This window comes from Knoellia koreensis (genome assembly GCF_013041615.1).
Taxonomy (GTDB): domain Bacteria; phylum Actinomycetota; class Actinomycetes; order Actinomycetales; family Dermatophilaceae; genus Pedococcus; species Pedococcus koreensis.
In genome coordinates this window covers 940,658-957,069 of the sequence record NZ_JABEPQ010000002.1, presented here as the reverse complement: position 1 = coordinate 957,069, position 16,412 = coordinate 940,658, and the positions used below count along the sequence as shown (strand labels likewise).

The 16,412-nt window shown below is 71.5% G+C and carries 17 protein-coding genes, 1 tRNA gene and 1 riboswitch; of the genes, 8 read left to right on the top strand and 10 right to left on the bottom strand.

The window, feature by feature from the left end; all coding sequences use genetic code 11:
* Nucleotides 1-47 precede the first annotated feature (47 nt).
* Nucleotides 48-818 carry a trehalose-phosphatase gene (gene otsB / locus HJG52_RS12805; protein ID WP_346767728.1) on the bottom strand — a complete coding sequence of 257 codons (771 nt, stop codon included), beginning with the start codon at nucleotides 816-818 and terminating at the stop codon, nucleotides 48-50.
* The gene (locus HJG52_RS12800; RefSeq protein ID WP_171243927.1) at nucleotides 815-2,272 is read right to left on the bottom strand and encodes a trehalose-6-phosphate synthase; all 1,458 of its coding nucleotides are present in this window, start codon (nucleotides 2,270-2,272) and stop codon (nucleotides 815-817) included. Before HJG52_RS12800 ends, otsB begins: the two co-directional genes overlap by 4 nt.
* Nucleotides 2,273-2,384: 112 nt before the next feature.
* Between HJG52_RS12800 and HJG52_RS12795 the strand changes: the two genes are divergently transcribed.
* The 5 genes from HJG52_RS12795 (at nucleotide 2,385) to HJG52_RS12775 (ending at nucleotide 7,523) form a co-directional block, all read left to right on the top strand.
* Nucleotides 2,385-2,813 (top strand): CBS domain-containing protein, encoded by a 429-nt coding sequence (locus tag HJG52_RS12795; protein WP_171243926.1) that lies wholly within the window; start codon nucleotides 2,385-2,387, stop codon nucleotides 2,811-2,813.
* 87 nt (nucleotides 2,814-2,900) lie between these two features.
* Nucleotides 2,901-4,634, top strand: coding sequence for a serine/threonine-protein kinase (locus HJG52_RS12790; protein ID WP_346767727.1), 1,734 nt, complete (start codon nucleotides 2,901-2,903; stop codon nucleotides 4,632-4,634).
* A complete protein-coding gene (locus HJG52_RS12785; protein WP_171243925.1) occupies nucleotides 4,634-6,109 on the top strand; it encodes a threonine/serine exporter family protein in 1,476 nt (491 codons plus the stop codon). The genes HJG52_RS12790 and HJG52_RS12785 overlap by 1 nt, the downstream gene beginning before the upstream one ends.
* 247 nt (nucleotides 6,110-6,356) lie before the next feature.
* Nucleotides 6,357-6,515, top strand: a riboswitch (cyclic di-AMP (ydaO/yuaA leader).
* Between the two features lie 9 nt (nucleotides 6,516-6,524).
* Nucleotides 6,525-7,262 carry a transglycosylase family protein gene (locus HJG52_RS12780; protein ID WP_171243924.1) on the top strand — a complete coding sequence of 246 codons (738 nt, stop codon included), beginning with the start codon at nucleotides 6,525-6,527 and terminating at the stop codon, nucleotides 7,260-7,262.
* Between the two features lie 188 nt (nucleotides 7,263-7,450).
* Nucleotides 7,451-7,523: transfer RNA gene (locus HJG52_RS12775), tRNA-Thr, on the top strand.
* Nucleotides 7,524-7,530: 7 nt separating this feature from the next.
* Here HJG52_RS12775 and HJG52_RS12770 read toward each other — a convergent pair.
* Nucleotides 7,531-8,319, bottom strand: a complete 789-nt coding sequence (locus HJG52_RS12770; protein WP_171243923.1) for a class I SAM-dependent methyltransferase — start codon at nucleotides 8,317-8,319, stop codon at nucleotides 7,531-7,533.
* 116 nt (nucleotides 8,320-8,435) lie between these two features.
* On the opposite strand from HJG52_RS12770, the gene HJG52_RS12765 reads away from it, so the two are divergent.
* Entirely contained in the window at nucleotides 8,436-8,615 is a 180-nt protein-coding gene (locus HJG52_RS12765) for a hypothetical protein (protein WP_171243922.1), read from the top strand.
* Between the two features lie 107 nt (nucleotides 8,616-8,722).
* Nucleotides 8,723-9,094, top strand: a complete 372-nt coding sequence (locus HJG52_RS12760; RefSeq protein ID WP_171244165.1) for a VOC family protein — start codon at nucleotides 8,723-8,725, stop codon at nucleotides 9,092-9,094.
* Between the two features lie 78 nt (nucleotides 9,095-9,172).
* Here the strand turns inward: HJG52_RS12760 and HJG52_RS12755 are convergent, their stop codons facing one another.
* The 7 genes from HJG52_RS12755 to ligD all read right to left on the bottom strand — a co-directional run bounded on the left by HJG52_RS12755 (nucleotide 9,173) and on the right by ligD (nucleotide 14,957).
* Nucleotides 9,173-9,997, bottom strand: coding sequence for a fumarylacetoacetate hydrolase family protein (locus tag HJG52_RS12755; protein WP_171243921.1), 825 nt, complete (start codon nucleotides 9,995-9,997; stop codon nucleotides 9,173-9,175).
* A gap of 54 nt (nucleotides 9,998-10,051) precedes the next feature.
* The gene (locus HJG52_RS12750) at nucleotides 10,052-10,669 is read right to left on the bottom strand and encodes a phosphotransferase (protein WP_171243920.1); all 618 of its coding nucleotides are present in this window, start codon (nucleotides 10,667-10,669) and stop codon (nucleotides 10,052-10,054) included.
* 161 nt (nucleotides 10,670-10,830) lie between these two features.
* Nucleotides 10,831-11,853 carry a sulfate/molybdate ABC transporter ATP-binding protein gene (locus tag HJG52_RS12745; protein ID WP_346767726.1) on the bottom strand — a complete coding sequence of 341 codons (1,023 nt, stop codon included), beginning with the start codon at nucleotides 11,851-11,853 and terminating at the stop codon, nucleotides 10,831-10,833.
* Nucleotides 11,854-11,873: 20 nt separating this feature from the next.
* Nucleotides 11,874-12,638 (bottom strand): ABC transporter permease, encoded by a 765-nt coding sequence (locus HJG52_RS12740; protein WP_240978025.1) that lies wholly within the window; start codon nucleotides 12,636-12,638, stop codon nucleotides 11,874-11,876.
* Nucleotides 12,639-12,696: 58 nt separating this feature from the next.
* Entirely contained in the window at nucleotides 12,697-13,515 is an 819-nt protein-coding gene (gene modA / locus HJG52_RS12735; protein ID WP_171243918.1) for a molybdate ABC transporter substrate-binding protein, read from the bottom strand.
* Nucleotides 13,512-13,916 (bottom strand): TOBE domain-containing protein, encoded by a 405-nt coding sequence (locus HJG52_RS12730; protein ID WP_171243917.1) that lies wholly within the window; start codon nucleotides 13,914-13,916, stop codon nucleotides 13,512-13,514. The genes modA and HJG52_RS12730 overlap by 4 nt, the downstream gene beginning before the upstream one ends.
* Nucleotides 13,917-13,985: 69 nt before the next feature.
* Nucleotides 13,986-14,957 carry a non-homologous end-joining DNA ligase gene (gene ligD, locus HJG52_RS12725; protein ID WP_171243916.1) on the bottom strand — a complete coding sequence of 324 codons (972 nt, stop codon included), beginning with the start codon at nucleotides 14,955-14,957 and terminating at the stop codon, nucleotides 13,986-13,988.
* 47 nt (nucleotides 14,958-15,004) lie between these two features.
* Here ligD and gabT point away from each other — a divergent pair, with 47 nt between their 5' ends.
* Nucleotides 15,005-16,336, top strand: coding sequence for a 4-aminobutyrate--2-oxoglutarate transaminase (gabT, locus tag HJG52_RS12720; protein ID WP_171243915.1), 1,332 nt, complete (start codon nucleotides 15,005-15,007; stop codon nucleotides 16,334-16,336).
* Nucleotides 16,337-16,412 lie beyond the last annotated feature (76 nt).

Here is a 16,412-nt window from a genome sequence, read left to right as displayed (position 1 = left end):
ATCGTTGACGTCAACCATCGTCCAATTGGGTGACTTACCGACGGGCGTCAGCGGTGGGCGCGGCGCTCGAGCAGGAGGGTGAGGGCCTGCGCGACGTCCTCGGGGGAGTCGACGCGCCAGCGGGCCGCGGTCTCGCCGTCCCCGACCTTGACACCGACATCGCCGTCGCCCAGCCGGGTGAAGACGTGCTCGTCGGTGACGTCGTCGCCGAAGTAGACGAGCGCGTCGGCGCCGAGCGCCTCGCGCAACCCGGTCAGTGCCGTGCCCTTGTCGGCCTGCACGACGGACACCTCCACGACCTGTTTCCCGTGCAGGACATGGACATCGGTATGCCGCGTGGTCACCTCGAGCGCCGCCGCCTCGGCCGCGGGGGCGGCGTCGGGCGACATGCGCCGGGTGTGCGCCACGACGGCGGTCGGCTTGTGCTCGAGCCAGAAACCGGGGTGGGCCGGCATCAGCGCCTCGAGCTCGGCGGTGACCCGGTCGAGCGTGTCGCGCTGCTCGGGGGTCATCGATGAGCCGCCTTGTGCCGCAGTGGATTCCGCGCCGTGGCTGCCGATCAGCGTGACCTCGCCCTGGTCGGCGAGGCCGGTGAGCGCACCGAGGCTGGCGAGGTCACGACCGCTCACCACCGCGGCATACGTGCCGGGTTGTGCAGCCAGCCCACGCAGCGAGTCGACGGTCCCGGGCAAGGGGCGCGAGGTCGACGGGTCGAGCACGAGCGGGGCGAGGACGCCGTCGAAATCCGTTGCCACCAGCAGGGATCCGGCCTCAGCCGCCTCTGCCAGGGCGCTCGACAACAGCGACGAGACGGTCACGAGCGGCCGCCACGGGACGACGGCGCGGCGGGTGCGGGGCGCTCGGGGGCGCTGGCGAGGTTCTCGAGGAACCGGGCCGCCCACCGCTGCACGTCGTGGTCCGCCACGCGTCGACGCATCGCGCGCATGAGCCGGCGCTTCTCCTTGTCGGGCGTCTCGATGGCGCGCATGATGCCCTGCTTGAGTCCCTCGATGTCGTGCGGGTTGACGACGAACGCCTGGTGCAGCTCGTGGAAGGCGCCGGTGAACTCGGACAGCACCAGCGCGCCGCCCTCGTCGTAGCGGCAGGTGACGTACTCCTTGGCGACGAGGTTCATGCCGTCGCGCAGCGGTGTCACGAGCAGGACGTCCGCCGCGAGGAACAGCGCCGCCATCTCGCGCCGCGGGTAGGAGTGGTGGAGGTACTGGACGGCGGGGGCGCCGATGCGGCTGAACTCGCCGTTGAGCCGACCCACCTCGCCCTCGATCTCGGCGCGCAGCTGCTGGTAGGCCTCGACCCGCTCCCGGCTCGGTGTCGCGACCTGGACGAAGACCTCCCGGGGCGGGGCCACCTTGTCCTCGGCCAGCAGCTCGCCGTACGCCTTGATGCGGTGCCCGATGCCCTTCGTGTAATCGAGCCGGTCCACCCCGAGGAGCAGCGTCTCCGGGTCGCCGAGCGACTCCCGGATCTCCTTGGCCCGGGCCCTGGTCTCGGGCTCCTTGGCGAGAGCCTCGAGGCCCTTGAAGTCGATCGAGATCGGGACGGCGCTGGCGCGCACGCGGCGGGAGTCGTCCGCGCGGGAGACGCTGACCGTGTCGCCACGGGTCTGCAGCCCGAGCAGCTGGCGGCAGGCGCGCACGAAGTTCTGCGCGTCCGCCACCCGCTGGAAGCCCAGGTAGTCGGCACCCAGCAGCCCCTCGAGGATCGCCCGCCGCCACGGCAGCTGCGCGAACAGCTCCACCGGCGGGAACGGGATGTGGTCGAACCAGCCGATCCGCACGTCCGGGCGCAGCTCGCGCACCATGCCCGGCACGAGCTGGAGCTGGTAGTCGTGCACCCACACGGTGGCGCCCTTGGCGGCGACCTCGGCGATGGCCTCGGCGAAGCGCCGGTTGACCTTCTCGTACTGGGTGAACCACTGCCGGTGGAACGACGCACCGACGATGACGTCGTGGTAGATCGGCCACAGGGTGTCGTTGCTGAAGCCCTCGTAGTACTGCTTCACCTCGTCCTCGGACAGCGCCACCGGCCGCAGCCACATGCCCTGCTCCTCGAACGGCTCCGGCGCCTCGCCCGCCTCGCCGGCCCACCCCACCCACGCTCCGTCGCGGTCGCGCATGACCGACTCCATCGCGGTGACGAGGCCGCCCGGGCTGGTGCGCCACGAGACCTCACCGTCGGCGGACACGACCCGGTCGACCGGCAACCGGTTGGCCGCCACGACGAGGTCGAAGGCACGTTTGCTGGGGGACACGGGTCATCAACTCCACGGGTGCTCCGGCTCCGCCCCGGCGCAGGGGGCCGTCACGTCCCACCCTATGCGGCTCCCTCTGGCGGTGACCCGGCGACCGGTCTACCGTCTGAACATGAAGATCTCGGACGTGGTGCGCCGCAAGGGCGGCGGGGTCGTGACCGTCAAGCCCGACGAGACCGTCGGGACGCTGCTGCAGCTGCTGGCCGACCACGGCATCGGTGCCGTCGTCGTGAGCGAGGACGGCGAGGGGGTCTCCGGCATCGTGAGCGAGCGCGACATCGTGCGCCACCTGCACAGCGACGGCCCATCCGTCGTCGACGCCTCGATCGCCTCGATCATGACCTCGGATGTGCGCACGAGCGATCTCGGCGTGCCGGTCGAGGAGCTCGCCCGCACCATGACCGACATGCGCATCCGGCACGTGCCGGTCGTCGTCGACGGCAAGCTCGAGGCGATCGTCAGCATCGGTGACATCGTCAAGCACCGCATCGACGAGCTCCAGGCCGAACGCGACCAGCTCGTCGGCTACATCCAGCAGTAAGCCGGCCACGCGGCATACCCAGGGTGAACCCGGCCGCCGCCGGGACGCCTCACCGACGCGACGCCCCGCCTCGCTTACCGTAGGAACGTGACGACCGAGGCGATGGCGGGAAGCGAGGACGGCGGCACGGCCGCGCCCTCGCACCCGAGCGTCGGTCCCTACCGCCTGATCCAGGAGCTGGGCGAGGGCGGCATGGGCGTCGTCCACCTCGCCCTCGACCCGAACGGGCGCGCCGTCGCGCTCAAGCTGCTGCGCCCGCACGTGGCCCACGACAGGGACGCCCGCACCCGGCTGGCGCGCGAGGTGACGGTCCTGCAGCGGATCGAGGACCAGCGCGTCGCCACCGTGATCGACGCCGACCTCGACGGCGACCGGCCCTACCTCGTCACGCGGTACGTGCCCGGCCCGCCCCTGGACGACGTCGTCCGCGACCACGGCCCCATCACCGGACCGGAGCTGCACCAGCTGGGCCGCGGGCTGGCCGAGGCACTCGACGTCATCCACTCCGCCGACGTCATCCACCGCGACCTCAAGCCCGGCAACGTGCTGCTCGTCGACGGCGACCCGGTCCTCATCGACTTCGGCATCGCCCACGTCGCCGACGACGTCCGCATCACGATGACCGGGCTCGTCATGGGCACCCCCGGCTACCTGTCGCCGGAGGTTGTCGAGGGCGCCCCGGTGACCGAGGCCACCGACTGGTGGGGCTGGGCCGCGACCCTCGCCTTCGCCGCGAGCGGCGCCCCGCCCTTCGGGCGCGGCCCGATGGACCTCGTGCTGTCGCGTGTGAGCAAGGGCGAGCCCAACCTCACCGGCGTGGACCCCCGCCTTGCCCCGCTCCTGTATGCCGCGTTGTCACCCGAGCCGCACCAGCGCCCCGACGCCGACGAGGTGCTCGATGCGTTGGAGCGATACGCGCAGGGCAAGCCGGCGACCCAGGTTGTCGGCGCGCCCGCACGCCACACCCAGGTGATCGAGCACCCCGCGACGAACCGGTTCGACCGGCCGCCGGTGGCACCCGCTGTCGCGGCGCCCGCCCCCCTGGTCGACTTCGCGCCGGCGCCCACACCGACGCGTGCGCCCACGGGCGAGCCGCCGTGGCAGCACCCCGCGGGCCAGGACCTCGAGCCCTGGCCGGGCGAGGGCCCTGACGGCGGCGACGTCTCCGACTGGCAGGCTGCCTGGGACGGCGACCCCGGTCAGCCCGACCCCCGCATTGGCCGCCCCCACCGCACGGGCACGATCTTCGCGCTGCTCGTCGCGCTGGTGGCCGCCGCAGCGGCATACCCGGTCGTCGCGGCCGCGGTCGCGCTGCTGTGGTGCTGGGCGGCACGGACGGCCGACCGGTCCGTGACGTCCCTGGTGCTGCGGCGGTACGCCAAGGGGAGGCGACGCAGCGACGTGCCGTTCGCGGTGGTCGCGAGCCCGTGGCACCTCGTGGTGGGCGCGCTCGCGACCGTCGTCAGTGCCCTGCTGCCCGTCGTCGTGGGGGTGTGCGCCGTGTTCAGCGCCGCCCTCGGCATGGTCGCGCTCACGGGCGGTTCGCCGCACCCGAACTCAGCCCCGGCCCTCGCGGTCGGCGCGCTGCTGGCCGGGCTCATGGCCTGGTGGGGTCCGGGTGGCTCGGGCCTGCGGCGTGGCTCGCGCAGCATCGTGCGCGGTGTCGCCGGCGGTCCCACCGCCACCCGGATCGTGGTCGGGCTGCTCCTCGTCGTGGCTGCGGCCTGCGTCGTGCTGGCCGTGCAACGCGCGGGTGCGCCGGACTGGTGGCCCACCCAGGCGCCCACCGCCCTGCTGCCGGCTGGGGTCACCGCGGGCTGATGGCCGAGGACCGTTCCCACCCGCACCGGCGTCGCCCCGTCCTGCGCCAGAGCCGCATCTGGCGTGGCGAGGAGATGACCGAGACCATGCCCATGGTCGAGACGCTGCGGAACACGCCCTACCGCAACGCGAAGGTGCGCCAGGCCGTCGCCGAGGAGCGCGAAGCGCGGGCCTCGTTGGACCTCGCGCTACGGGTCGGCGAGCTGATGCTGCGCTGCGGTGCCGACGCGCCCCAGGTCGAGGCGTCGGTCGTGGCGGTCGCGGCGGCGGCGGGCCTGGACAACCTCGAGGTCGACATCACCCTGCAGTCACTGCTCGTGCAGTGCACGACGCCGTCCGGGGTGCCCATCACGATGCTGCGGGTGGTGCGTTCGTCGACACGCGACTTCGCCCGGTTGGTGGCGGTGCACGAGTTCGTCGAGGAGCTCGTGGGCGGCGAGTACGACCGCGAGGCGGCCTCGGCGCGGCTGCGCGAGATCCGGCGGGCGCCGCGGTTCTGGCCGCGCTGGGTGGTGCGTGGCGCACCAGCGGTGACCAGCGGGGCCATCGCGCTCATGCTCGGTGCGGGTGTCGTGGCGGCGGTCGTGTCGGCCGTGTCGTCGCTGCTCATCGGGTATGCCGTGCGCAAGCTCAGCCGGTTCGGGGTGCCGGAGTTCTACCAGTCGGCCCTCGGCGGTTTCCTCGCGACGGTGCTCGCGTGGGGTGCCTTCGCGGTGGGGGCGCAGAGCTGGCTGCCGGTGTCGTCGACGGAGTTCGCCTTCATGGTGGCCGGCGGGATCACCGTGTTGCTGCCCGGGCGGGTCATGGCGTCGGCGTTCGAGGACGCGATCTCGGGTTACTCGGTGACGGGGGCGGGGCGAGTCTTCGGCGTGCTACTCACGACGTCCGCGATCATCCTCGGCGTCGCCACGGGTCTGGCGGTGACGCTTCAGCTGGGCCGGGTGCTCGACCTGGAGCTGGGCGCGCCGTCGATCCTGTCGTCGCGAGCGGCGGACGCGCCGTTCGCCTTGGCCATGGTGGGTGCCGCCATCGTGGGCGTGTCGGGGGCGGTGAGCCTGCGCAGCCGCCGCCGGCTCGTGCTTCCGGCGGGTGCGCTGTCGCTGGCCGCGACCGTGGTCTCGCTGCTCGTGTCGCGCGTGGAGGGGGCGGGCCTCATCGCCAGCGCCGGGGTCGCCGCGGTCGTCCTGGGGGCTGCTGGTCGCCTCGTGGCGCTGCGGTTGGGGGCACCCGCGATGGTGCTCATCGTCCCGGCCAGCTATGCGCTGCTGCCCGGGTTGGCCATCTTCCGCGGCCTCTACCAGCTGTTCGGGTCGGGCGCCGATGCCGGCACGCTCACCCAGCAGGGCGGCATCACCACCCTGCTCGGCGCGATGGCCACGTTGCTCGCGATCGCGGCGGGGAGCGTGTTCGGGGAGTTCCTCGCCGCCCCGTTCGACCACCGCATGGTGCAGAAACGGCGGGTGCGCAGCCGCTGATCCGGTGGCGCCCGCTGGGCGGCGGCTGGACCGGCGCCCCATGGTGGCTGCGCGGTGGCTGGGTCTGCGCTGGGGAGGCGTCACCCCTGGGACGCGAGTGATTTGTGAAGATTTCGCCGATTGGCTTGTGACCTGCGGTTTCGCTCCTTACCGTGGTGAGGTCGCGTCTCTCCCGGGGCGCGGCTCTCACAAGTTCACACGGCATACCCAACCGCTTTTGCACGCTCACCGCGCCGAGCCTCGTCAGGTGAGTGTCACGCCGGAGATCCGCTCCGGGCACGACGAGGACGGGGGACCCACCTCTGGCCGTTCACGCGGCCTCGGGGTGAAGCCGGCTCCGGCCGGCCGGGCACCTGACAGCCCGAACCCGACAGCTCACCCCGAAGGCGCCCGTCAGGAAGGAAATCCCCCCGCAATGTTCTATGCCCCGAAGCACTCTGCTCGGAAGCGAAAGCCCGTCGCACGTCGCCTGGCCGGTGTCGCCATCGCCGGTGCGGCCACCGTCGCCGGTGGTGTGGCCACCGCCTCGTCCTCCTCGGCCGCCGGCACGGTCTGGGACCGCGTCGCCGCCTGTGAGAGCGGCGGCAACTGGTCGATCAACACCGGAAACGGCTTCTACGGCGGCCTGCAGTTCACCAACCAGACCTGGAACGGCTTCGGCGGCGGGCGTTACGCCCCGCGCGCCGACCTCGCCAGCAAGGCGCAGCAGATCACCATCGCGCAGAAGGTGCTGCAGGTGCAGGGCCCCGGCGCGTGGCCGGTCTGCAGCCAGCGCGCCGGCCTCACCAAGGCCAACGGTGGTGCCGTGAACGCCGGTTCGACCGCCTCCGCGGCGACCGCCTCGCGTTCCAGCGTCCGCACGGCGCCCACGTCGTCGCGCACGGCCACGCCGGTCAACCTGGTGGTCGACGGCATCCGCGGCCCGAAGACCAACGCGGCCATCGAGCGCTGGGTCGGCGGTTCGGCGAACGGTTCGCTGTCGCGCACCGATGTCAAGGCGCTGCAGCGCAAGGTCGGTTCGACCCCCGACGGCATCGTCGGCCCGAAGACCATGCGCGCCCTGCAGAAGAAGATCGGTGCCCACCAGAACGGTGCGCACTCCTTCGACCGCGCCACGGTCCGCACGCTGCAGAGCTACCTCAACGCTCGCTGACGTCTGCACGGACCCGCCTGACGGGCGCTGTGACTGGCAGTGCCGACGAGGCCCCACGCCATTCGTGCGTGGGGCCTCGTCGCCCGTCCGGCCGGGTGTGGCGACTGCACGTCGTTCCGCCGGTTCTTTCGGTATGCCGTGGCGCCGGTAGCATCGTGCGCCGACCCTGCCGCTTCGGCCGGGGTCGTGCCGGCGTGGCGCAATTGGCAGCGCACCTGTCTTGTAAACAGGGGGTTAGGGGTTCAAGTCCCCTCGTCGGCTCTCGTGGCTAGGGCTTGCGTCCGACGAGGTGGAAGACCCGGCTGACCCCGCGGTAGGGGTCACGCCGGCTGGCTTCCAGCTCGGTCGCGACGGTCGCAGCGACCGTGGCCTCGTCGGTCGCATCGAGGGTGACCCCGGCGAACTCGAGCCAGTCGACGAAGAGCCAAACGCCATACCAGGCAACGGGATCCACGCCCCGTTCGGCGACCAGGTCGCTCAGCTCCTCCACGGTGTCCGCGCGACCCTGCACCCCCAGGACACCGACCTCGGTGCGCGCGTCGAAGGACCGCGCGGCGTCCTGCCACCGCTGCTCCATGGCGGGACGGACGGCAGCTGCGTGGGCGTTGCCCGTCATGATCGACAGCACGCCAGCGTCGGCCACGCAGCGGCACAGCTGGTCGACCATCGGCTCCGGCGCGTCGAGGTAACCCAGCACCCCGTGACACAGCACCGCGTCGAAGCGCTCGCCCTCGACGGCGGCAACCGCGTCGAGCCCGTCTCCCTCGACGAGCCTCACCCGGTCGCGCACGTGGGTGGGGAGCAGCTCCAGCCGCTGACGTGCCTTGTCGAGCATGGCGGGCGACGAGTCGAGCAGGGTGACGTCGTAGCCGATCGCGGCCAAGGGGAACGACTGGTGGCCGGCGCCGCCGCCGACATCGAGGACCTGCGCCGGGGGAGCCGGCAGGTGCTCGACCAGGTGCGCGTGCATCACCCGGGTGCGTACGTGCCCCTTCACCGTCGCGTAGGCGTCGTCGGCGAACGGCCCGGCGAGCCGCGCCCAGAGGTCCTCGGCCATGCCGTTCACCCTAGGCCGGGCCGCGGCGCTCGCGTTGACAGGACGGACAAGTCGGGCGACGATCGAACCGGCGTCAAGCAGTGGGGCCATTCGAACTCGTCACCGAGGAAGTCCCCATGGCTGCGTCCACCGACACCGCTCCCGTCTCCGGGCGGTCCGTCCGCCAGTTGTTGACCGAGCTGTCCGAGCTCGAGGACCGGCTGCGCGTCTGTGCACCGGTCGACCGGCCGGCACTGCAGATCCGCGAGCGACGCATCGTCGAGGAGCTGCGTGCCACGACGGTCGGCGACCACTGAGTGCGCCCGGCGACCGCACGGGATACCGGTCAGGAAGTGGCCGGAAGGCCATCTAGCGTCGTTCCCAGAGCCGCCACCGTGGCGGCCCCACGAGGAAAGAGGCAGTGATGGACTTCCGGATCGAGCTCATCCCGATCAACGTCAGCGACGTCGACCGTGCCCGCGAGTTCTACGGCGAGAAGGTCGGCTGGAACATCGACCACGACCAGACACCGGTCGAGGGCCTGCGCTTCGTCCAGGTGACGCCGCCGGGGTCGGCCGCGTCGTTCTGCTTCGGCACCAACCTGCAGATGCTGCCCGAGGGGCAGACCCAGCACATCCAGATCGTCGTTGACGACGCCGATGCCGCCCACGACTACCTCGTGGAGCGCGGTGTCGAGGCCACCGCCGTCGAGGACCTGGCGTGGGGCCGGTTCACGCACTTCAGCGACCCTGACGGCAACCAGTGGTCGCTCCAGCAGCTGCCGCAGCGCAGCTGACCCCGATCGTCGTGTGGGTGGGCCCGCGCCCTGCAGCGGACCCACCCACACGGCTCATCCGTTCTCGGCGCGGCACCCTCATCGGCGGACGATCGGATTCCGCACGGAGCCAACGGATTCCACCGTCACGACGACCTCGTCGCCGTCCTTGAGGAAGACCGGGGGCTTGCGACCGGCGCCGACACCTCCGGGTGTGCCGGTGGCGATGACGTCACCGGGCAGGAGGGTCACCGTGTCGGTGATGTACTCGATGATCCGCGGCACGTCGTTGATGAGGTCCTTGGTGTTGCCGTCCTGCATCACCTCGCCGTTGACCTCGGTGGTCACGCGCAGGCCGCGCGAGATGTCGCCGACCTCGTCGGCGGTCACGACCGGGGAGATGGGGCCGGTCTTGTCGGCATTCTTGCCGAGGGTGAACTGCGCGGTCTCGAGCTGCTTGGTGCGGGCACTCAGGTCGTTGAACGCGGCATACCCGAGGACGTGGTCGTAGGCCGAGTCGCGGGTGACCTCCCAACCCTCGGTGCCGATGACGACGGCGAGCTCGACCTCCCAGTCGAGGCCCTCCTCCTTGGGAGGCAAGGGAACTGGCGTGCTGTCGACGACGAGCGACTGCTCCCAGCGGCCGAAGATCATCGGTGCCGGCGGCTGGTCGAGGCCGGCGAGTGACTTGGACTCCGCGGCGTGGCTGGCGTAGTTGATGCCCACGCAGAAGATGCGGGACGTCTCGGGGACGGCTGGCGCGAGCTCGACGTCGCCCGCGGCATACTCCTGCCCGCCGGTCTTCTTGAGGCCTGCGACGACGTCCGCGTAGAACTCGCGCGCGGTGCCGAGGTCGCGGATCGTGTCGCCGTCGATGCTGCCGATGTGCCGTTCGCCGTCGGTGATGAATCCGGTGAGCTTCATGGTCTTGAGTCCTTCGAGTCGGGCGACGCTGCCTGTGGCCCTCAGGGTGCCTCGTCAGGCGGCTGGGCGTCGCCCCTGCCCGCAGTGCGGACCGTCCGGATACTCCTCGAGCGGAGGCCCCTCGGCCACGACTCCGAGCCCGGTCCGGCGCTCCTCCTCGAGCGCGCGGTGGGCGGCGTCGAGCAGCACCTGCACGAGGATCGAGAGCTCCTCGAGGGACTGCATCGGTGACTCGTTCGGCATGCTTCCTCGGCGGGGTGTCTCACCGCGCTCGATGGCCGAAGCAACATCGGCGGCAAGCTTCCACCGCAGGGCGATCGCCGCATCCAGGGCCCGCCGAGCCAGCGGCACGTCGACGGCGGGCCGCTCCACCCGAAGTCCCTCGACGTAGGCCTCGAAGGCATCCTCCACGGTGGCGGCCACCACCCTCGCGGACGCATCGCCCCGCCGCGCCGAGGCAAAGAGCAGGGAGGCGAGATCGGCGCCCACAGGCCCCGGCCCCACCGACTCCCAGTCGATCAGGACGGTCCGGTCCTCAGATCGCAGGACGTTGGCGCCGACTGCGTCGTGATGGCACAGCGTCTGCGGCAGCGCCTCGAGGATCTGCCGCAGCTTGGGCTGCGCGCCTGCCAGGCGATGCGCCTCCCCGAGCCGGGGCCCCCACCGGGGCACGGTGGCCGGATCCGCTCGATGAAGGGTGTCCAGCCCGTGCGCGACCGCCTCGGGTTGTCCATGGCGGTCGACCCAACCCGCGAACAACCAGGGCTCGTCCGGAGGCGCGCAGGGCAGGGCTCACCTGCATCGAGCGACCTCCATGCAACAAGTATCACCGCTCAGCCGGCGTAGATCGCGACCTCGCTCGCCTTCACGGTGAGGACCACCTCGTCGCCGGGGGTGAGGGCCAGGTCGGCGAGGGCCGCGGGGGTGATGTCGGCCGACAGGTATGCCGTGTGCACCCGCACCTGGTGCCCGTGGGGTTCGAGGTCGGTCACCGTGGCACGCACTTCGGTCCGCGGACTCCCTTGTGGCGCAACGCGATAGACGCCAACCGCCGCGGGGCTGAAGACCGCGACGGCGTCCATGCCCTCCACCGAGGAGTCGTCGACGAGCCCGGCCACCCGCATCCCCTCGGGCCCTACGACGACATCGCCGTCGAGCGCGCCTCGCACCAGGTTGAGGCCGGCGATCCGCGCCGCGAAGGAGCTCCGGGGATGGGTGAGCACCCGGCTCGTCGGTCCCTGCTCGACGACCCGGCCACCGTCGAGGACCACGACGTCGTCGGCGAGCAGCACGGCGTCGAGCACGTCGTGCGTGACCAGGAGGGTCGTGCGACCGGCCAGCACGCGACGCAGCAGCTGGCGGACCGAGGGCGCCGTCTCGACGTCGAGGGCGGAGAGGGGTTCGTCGAGCAGCAGCAGGTGCGGCTCGGTGGCGAGGGCGCGGGCGATTGCCACCCTTTGGGCCTGACCCCCCGACAGTGCGCCCGGTCGCCGGTCGGCCAGCTCGGTGGCGTCTACCTGCGCCAGCCAGTGCCGCGCGCGGTCGCGGGCGCGACCGCGCGGCATACCCGCACTGCGTGGCCCGAAGGCCACGTTGTCGAGCACGGACAGGTGCGGGAAGAGCCGGGCGTCCTGCGCGAGGAGGCCGATGCCTCGAGAGTGTGGCGGGATGAAGCGAGAGGAACCGTTGGCGCAGAACAGGATTCGTTCGCCCAAGCGGACTTCGCCCGCAGCCGGACGGATGAGTCCGGCGACAGCGGCCAGGGTGGTCGACTTGCCTGCGCCGTTGGGGCCGAGAAGGGCGACCGTGCGGCCGGTGGGGACCTCGACCGCGACGTCGACGTCGCGATCGGGCACCCGAAGGGTGGCGTGCAGGCTCACAGTGCGGTCCGCGACCGTCGGGTCAGAGTGATGACGATGGTGGCCACCGCGACGAGCACCAAGGACAGGGCGACGGCCGCCTGCGGGTCGGTCTCGCGCTGGAGGTAGATCTCGAGCGGCAGGGTGCGGGTGACGCCCTGGAGCGACCCGGCGAAGGTGATCGTCGCCCCGAACTCACCGAGCGCCCGCGCAAAGGCGAGCACCGCACCCGACGCGAGACCCGGCAGCACCAGCGGCAGCGTCACCCGCAGGAAGACCGTCGTCGGCCGCGCCCCCAGCGTCGCCGCGACCTCCTCGAACCGCTGCCCGCCCGTGCGCAGCGCCCCCTCGAGGCTGACCACGAGGAACGGCAGCGCCACGAACGTCTGCGCCATCACCACGGCCGCCGTGGAGAACGCGACCTGGAGGCCCAGCACGTCGAGCTCGTGCCCCAGCAACCCGCGCCGCCCGAACGTGTAGAGCAGCGCGATGCCACCGACGACCGGCGGCAGCACGAGCGGCAGCAGCACCAGCGAGCGCGCCACCGACTGCCCCGGAAACCGGCTGCGCGCCAGCACCACCGCCATCGGTACCCCGAAGACGATGCACAGCACGGTGCTGGCCAGCGAGGTCTTGAGGCTCAGGGCCAGCGCGGCTCGTGACGACTCGGACGTGACGAGCGCACCGAACTGCGACCACTCGACCTGGGTCAGCATCGCGACGAGCGGCAGCACCACGAAGAGCGCCCCGAGCGCCGCTGGCACGAACACCCACGAGGGCAGGCCGAGGCGTGGGTATGCCGCGTGGCCGGGTCGGGTGCTGCGGGTCACGGGCGCGCCGTCAGGGCTTTCCGAACCCGGCGTCGGCGAGGACCCCCTGGCCCGAGGCGCTGGTGACGGCCGCGACGAAGGCGTCGGCGAGGGCCTTGTTCTGCGCGCCCTTGAGGGTGGCGATGGGGTAGACGTTCACCGCAGCGGACGACTGCGGGAACTCGATGCCCTCGACCTTGTCGCCCGCGCCCTTGACGTCGGTGACGTAGACGAGGCCCGCGTCGGCCTCGCCCGCGATCACCTTGCCCAGGACGTCGGTGACGTTCTGCTCCTCGCTGACCGGCTTGAGGTCGATCGCGGCGGCGGTCTCGACCTTGGTTGCGGCTGAGCCGCAGGGGACCTCCGGCGCGCAGACGACAACCTTGACACCGGGTCTGGTGAGGTCGGCGAGGGTGGCGATCTTGGCGGGATTGCCTGGTGGCACGGCGATCTCGAGGGTGTTGGAGGCGAAGTCGACGGGAGCTGCGGCAGTGAGCGAGTCGCCCGTCGCCTTGGCCATGTTCTTCTCGTCGGCGCTGGCGAAGACGTCGGCGGGGGCGCCCTGCTGGAGCTGGGCCACGAGGTCGGAGGAGCCGGCGAAGTTGAAGGTGACCTTGGTGCCGGGGTGGTCCTGCTCGAACCGCGAGCCGATCTGCGTGAACGTCTTCTTGAGCGACGCCGCGGCGAAGACCGTGAGGTCGCCCTTGGGCTCACCGCCGCCCGCCGTCACGGAGCTGGTGGGTGACGAGCCGCCCCCCCGCGGCGACTCGTCACCCGACCCGCACCCGGCGAGGGTGAGGGCCAGCAGTGGTGCCGCGACCGCGGCGAGGACGCGGGCGGCATACCTCATGAGGCACCGCCGGGGGTCTCGACGATCACAGTGGTCGACTTGACCACCGCGATGGCGACCGACCCGAGCTCGAGCCCGAGGTCCTCCACGGCCTCGCTGCTCATCAGGGACACGACCCGGAACGGCCCGCACTGGAGCTCGACCTGCGCCATCACCGGGTCGCGCTTGATGTCGGTCACCAGGCCGACGAACCGGTTGCGGGCGGAGCGACCGACACCGCTCGGGTCGGCGACGGCGTGGGCCTGCTCGCGGGCGAGGAGCGCGACCCGGTAGCTGTCGACGACCTTGCGACCGGCGTCGTCGGTCTCGTCGTCGAGAGCGCCACTGTCGACCCAGCGGCGGACGGTGTCGTCGCTGACGCCGAGGAACGCCGCCGCATCCTTGATCCTCATGAGCGGCATGGATGAGACCATATAGCCGCAGATGCGGAACAGGAAGGCCCGTGCGTGTTCCGCCTCGTCAGCCGGTGGTCAGTCGTCGGGCTCGGCCGGGCCCTCCGCGCCCGCGCGTTCGTCGCGCTCGGCCCACTCGACGAGCTGGTCGATCTCGAAGACCGCGTCGTCGATGCCGGCGTGCAGGTCACCGAGGTCGCCGAAGCGCGCCGGCATCGTCGCGATGGTGAAGTCGTCGGGCTCGACGTCGTCGACCTCGTCCCACCTGATGGGGGCCGAGACCGTGCCGATCGGGTTGCCGCGCACGGAGTATGCCGCCGCAATAGTGTGGTCTCGCGCGTTCTGGTTGTAGTCGATGAACAGGTCGGCGGGGTCGCGGTCCTTGCGCCACCACGTGGTGGTGACGTCGTCCGGCATACGTCGCTCCACCTCGCGCGCGAAAGCGAGGGCCGCCCGACGCACGTCCTTGAAGCCCCACTCGGGCTTGATGCGCACGTAGACGTGGATTCCCTTGCCACCACTGGTCTTCGGCCACCCGGTGGCCCCGAGCTCGTCGAGCACCTCGTGGACGACCGGCACCACCCGCTGCACCCGCGACCAGGGGCAGTCCGGCCCCGGGTCGAGGTCGATGCGCCACTCGTCGGGCTTCTCCACGTCGGCGCGGCGGCTGTTCCACGGGTGGAACTCGACAGTCGACATCTGCACCGCCCAGATGATCTGGGCGAGCTCGGTCGGGCAGAGCTCGTCGGCGGTGCGGTTCCAGCGCGGGAACGTGAGGCGCACCGTCTCGACCCACGGCGGTGCTCCCTGCGGGATGCGCTTCTGGTGCACCTTGTCGCCGCCGCCGATGCCCTTGGGGAACCGGTGCAGCATGGTGGGTCGCTCGCGCAGCGCATTGAGGATGCCCGGCCCCACGGACAGGTAGTAGTTGACGAGGTCGAGCTTGGTCTCGCCGCGGGCCGGGAAGTAGACGCGGTCGGGGTTGCTGATCCGCACGTCGCGGTCGCCGACCTCGATCTCGGTCGCGGGCGAGGACGCCTTGGAGGCCATGCCAGCCACCGTAGTCGCGCGCACGGACGCGGTCCTATGCTCGGCGCATGCTCGAGCAGAAGCGCGTCCTCGCCACCTCCATCCCCGGGCCCAGGTCGCAGGCCCTCCAGCAGCGCAAGCTGGCCGCCGTGTCGGCCGGTGTGGGCACGGGACTGCCGGTCTACGTCGAGGAGGCCGCGGGCGGCATACTCCGCGACGTCGACGGCAACCAGCTCATCGACTTCGGCTCGGGCATCGCGGTGACCACGGTCGGCAACGGCAACCCGCGCGTCGTCGAGGCGGTGCAGCGCCAGGTCGCCGACTTCACCCACACCTGCTTCATGGTGACCCCCTACGAGGAGTACGTCCTCGTCGCCGAGGCGCTGGCCGAGCTCACCCCTGGAGATCACGAAAAGCGTTCTGCCCTCTTCAATTCCGGCTCCGAGGCCGTCGAGAACGCCGTCAAGGTCGCGCGCCACTTCACCGGTCGCCAGGGCGTCGTCGCGTTCGACCACGCCTACCACGGGCGCACCAACCTCACGATGGGCCTGACCGCCAAGGTCAACCCCTACAAGCTGAAGTTCGGCCCGTTCGCGCCCGAGATCTACCGCGTGCCGATGGCCTACCCCTACCGCTGGCCGACCGGTCCGGAGCACTGCGCCGAGGAGGCGTTCGAGGAGTTCGTGGCGCTGGTCCACGCGCAGGTCGGCGAGGAGGAGACCGCTGCGGTCATCCTCGAGCCGATCCAGGGTGAGGGCGGGTTCATCGTGCCGGCGCCGGGCTTCATGAAGTTGGTCGACGACTGGTGCCGCGAGCACGGAATCCTGTTCATCGCCGACGAGGTGCAGAGCGGCTTCTGCCGCACGGGCGACTGGTTCGCGTCCGACCACGAGGACGTCGTGCCCGACCTTGTGACGACGGCCAAGGGCATTGCGGGTGGTATGCCGCTCGCCGGGCTCACGGGCCGCGCGGACGTCATGGACTCGATCCACACCGGTGGCCTCGGTGGCACGTACGGTGGCAACCCGGTGGCGTGTGCCGCGGCGCTCGCCGCGATCGAGACGATGAAGGCCGACGACCTGTGCGGGCGGGCGCGGCGGGTCGAGGAGCTGTTCCGGCCGCGGCTCGAGGCGCTGGCCGCCAAGCACGGCGTCATCGGCGACATCCGCGGCCGCGGCGCGATGCTGGCGGTCGAGCTGGTGTCTGACCTCGAGGCCAAGACGCCCGACCCCGAGCTCACCGGCCGAATCAACAAGGCCTGCCACGAGCGAGGCTTGGTGACGCTGACGTGCGGCACGTTCGGGAACGTGTTCCGCTTCCTGCCGCCGCTGTCGGCCTCGGACGAGCTGCTCGGCGAGGGGCTCGACATCCTCGACGAGGCCTTCGCCGCCACCGTCTGACCCGAGTCGAGTGCCTGAGACCTACCGATAGGCCGGCCTCAGGCACTCGACTCGATGGTGCAAACTCATTGGCGGC

Coding starts and splice junctions, on each gene's coding strand:
- HJG52_RS12795 (WP_171243926.1), top strand. CDS start 2,385: ATGAAGATCTCGGACGTGGTGCGCCGCAAGGGCGGCGGGGTCGTGACC.
- HJG52_RS12785 (WP_171243925.1), top strand. CDS start 4,634: ATGGCCGAGGACCGTTCCCACCCGCACCGGCGTCGCCCCGTCCTGCGC.
- HJG52_RS12780 (WP_171243924.1), top strand. CDS start 6,525: ATGTTCTATGCCCCGAAGCACTCTGCTCGGAAGCGAAAGCCCGTCGCA.
- HJG52_RS12770 (WP_171243923.1), bottom strand. CDS start 8,319: ATGGCCGAGGACCTCTGGGCGCGGCTCGCCGGGCCGTTCGCCGACGAC.
- HJG52_RS12765 (WP_171243922.1), top strand. CDS start 8,436: ATGGCTGCGTCCACCGACACCGCTCCCGTCTCCGGGCGGTCCGTCCGC.
- HJG52_RS12760 (WP_171244165.1), top strand. CDS start 8,723: ATGGACTTCCGGATCGAGCTCATCCCGATCAACGTCAGCGACGTCGAC.
- HJG52_RS12755 (WP_171243921.1), bottom strand. CDS start 9,997: ATGAAGCTCACCGGATTCATCACCGACGGCGAACGGCACATCGGCAGC.
- modA (WP_171243918.1), bottom strand. CDS start 13,515: ATGAGGTATGCCGCCCGCGTCCTCGCCGCGGTCGCGGCACCACTGCTG.
- HJG52_RS12730 (WP_171243917.1), bottom strand. CDS start 13,916: ATGCCGCTCATGAGGATCAAGGATGCGGCGGCGTTCCTCGGCGTCAGC.
- ligD (WP_171243916.1), bottom strand. CDS start 14,957: ATGGCCTCCAAGGCGTCCTCGCCCGCGACCGAGATCGAGGTCGGCGAC.
- gabT (WP_171243915.1), top strand. CDS start 15,005: ATGCTCGAGCAGAAGCGCGTCCTCGCCACCTCCATCCCCGGGCCCAGG.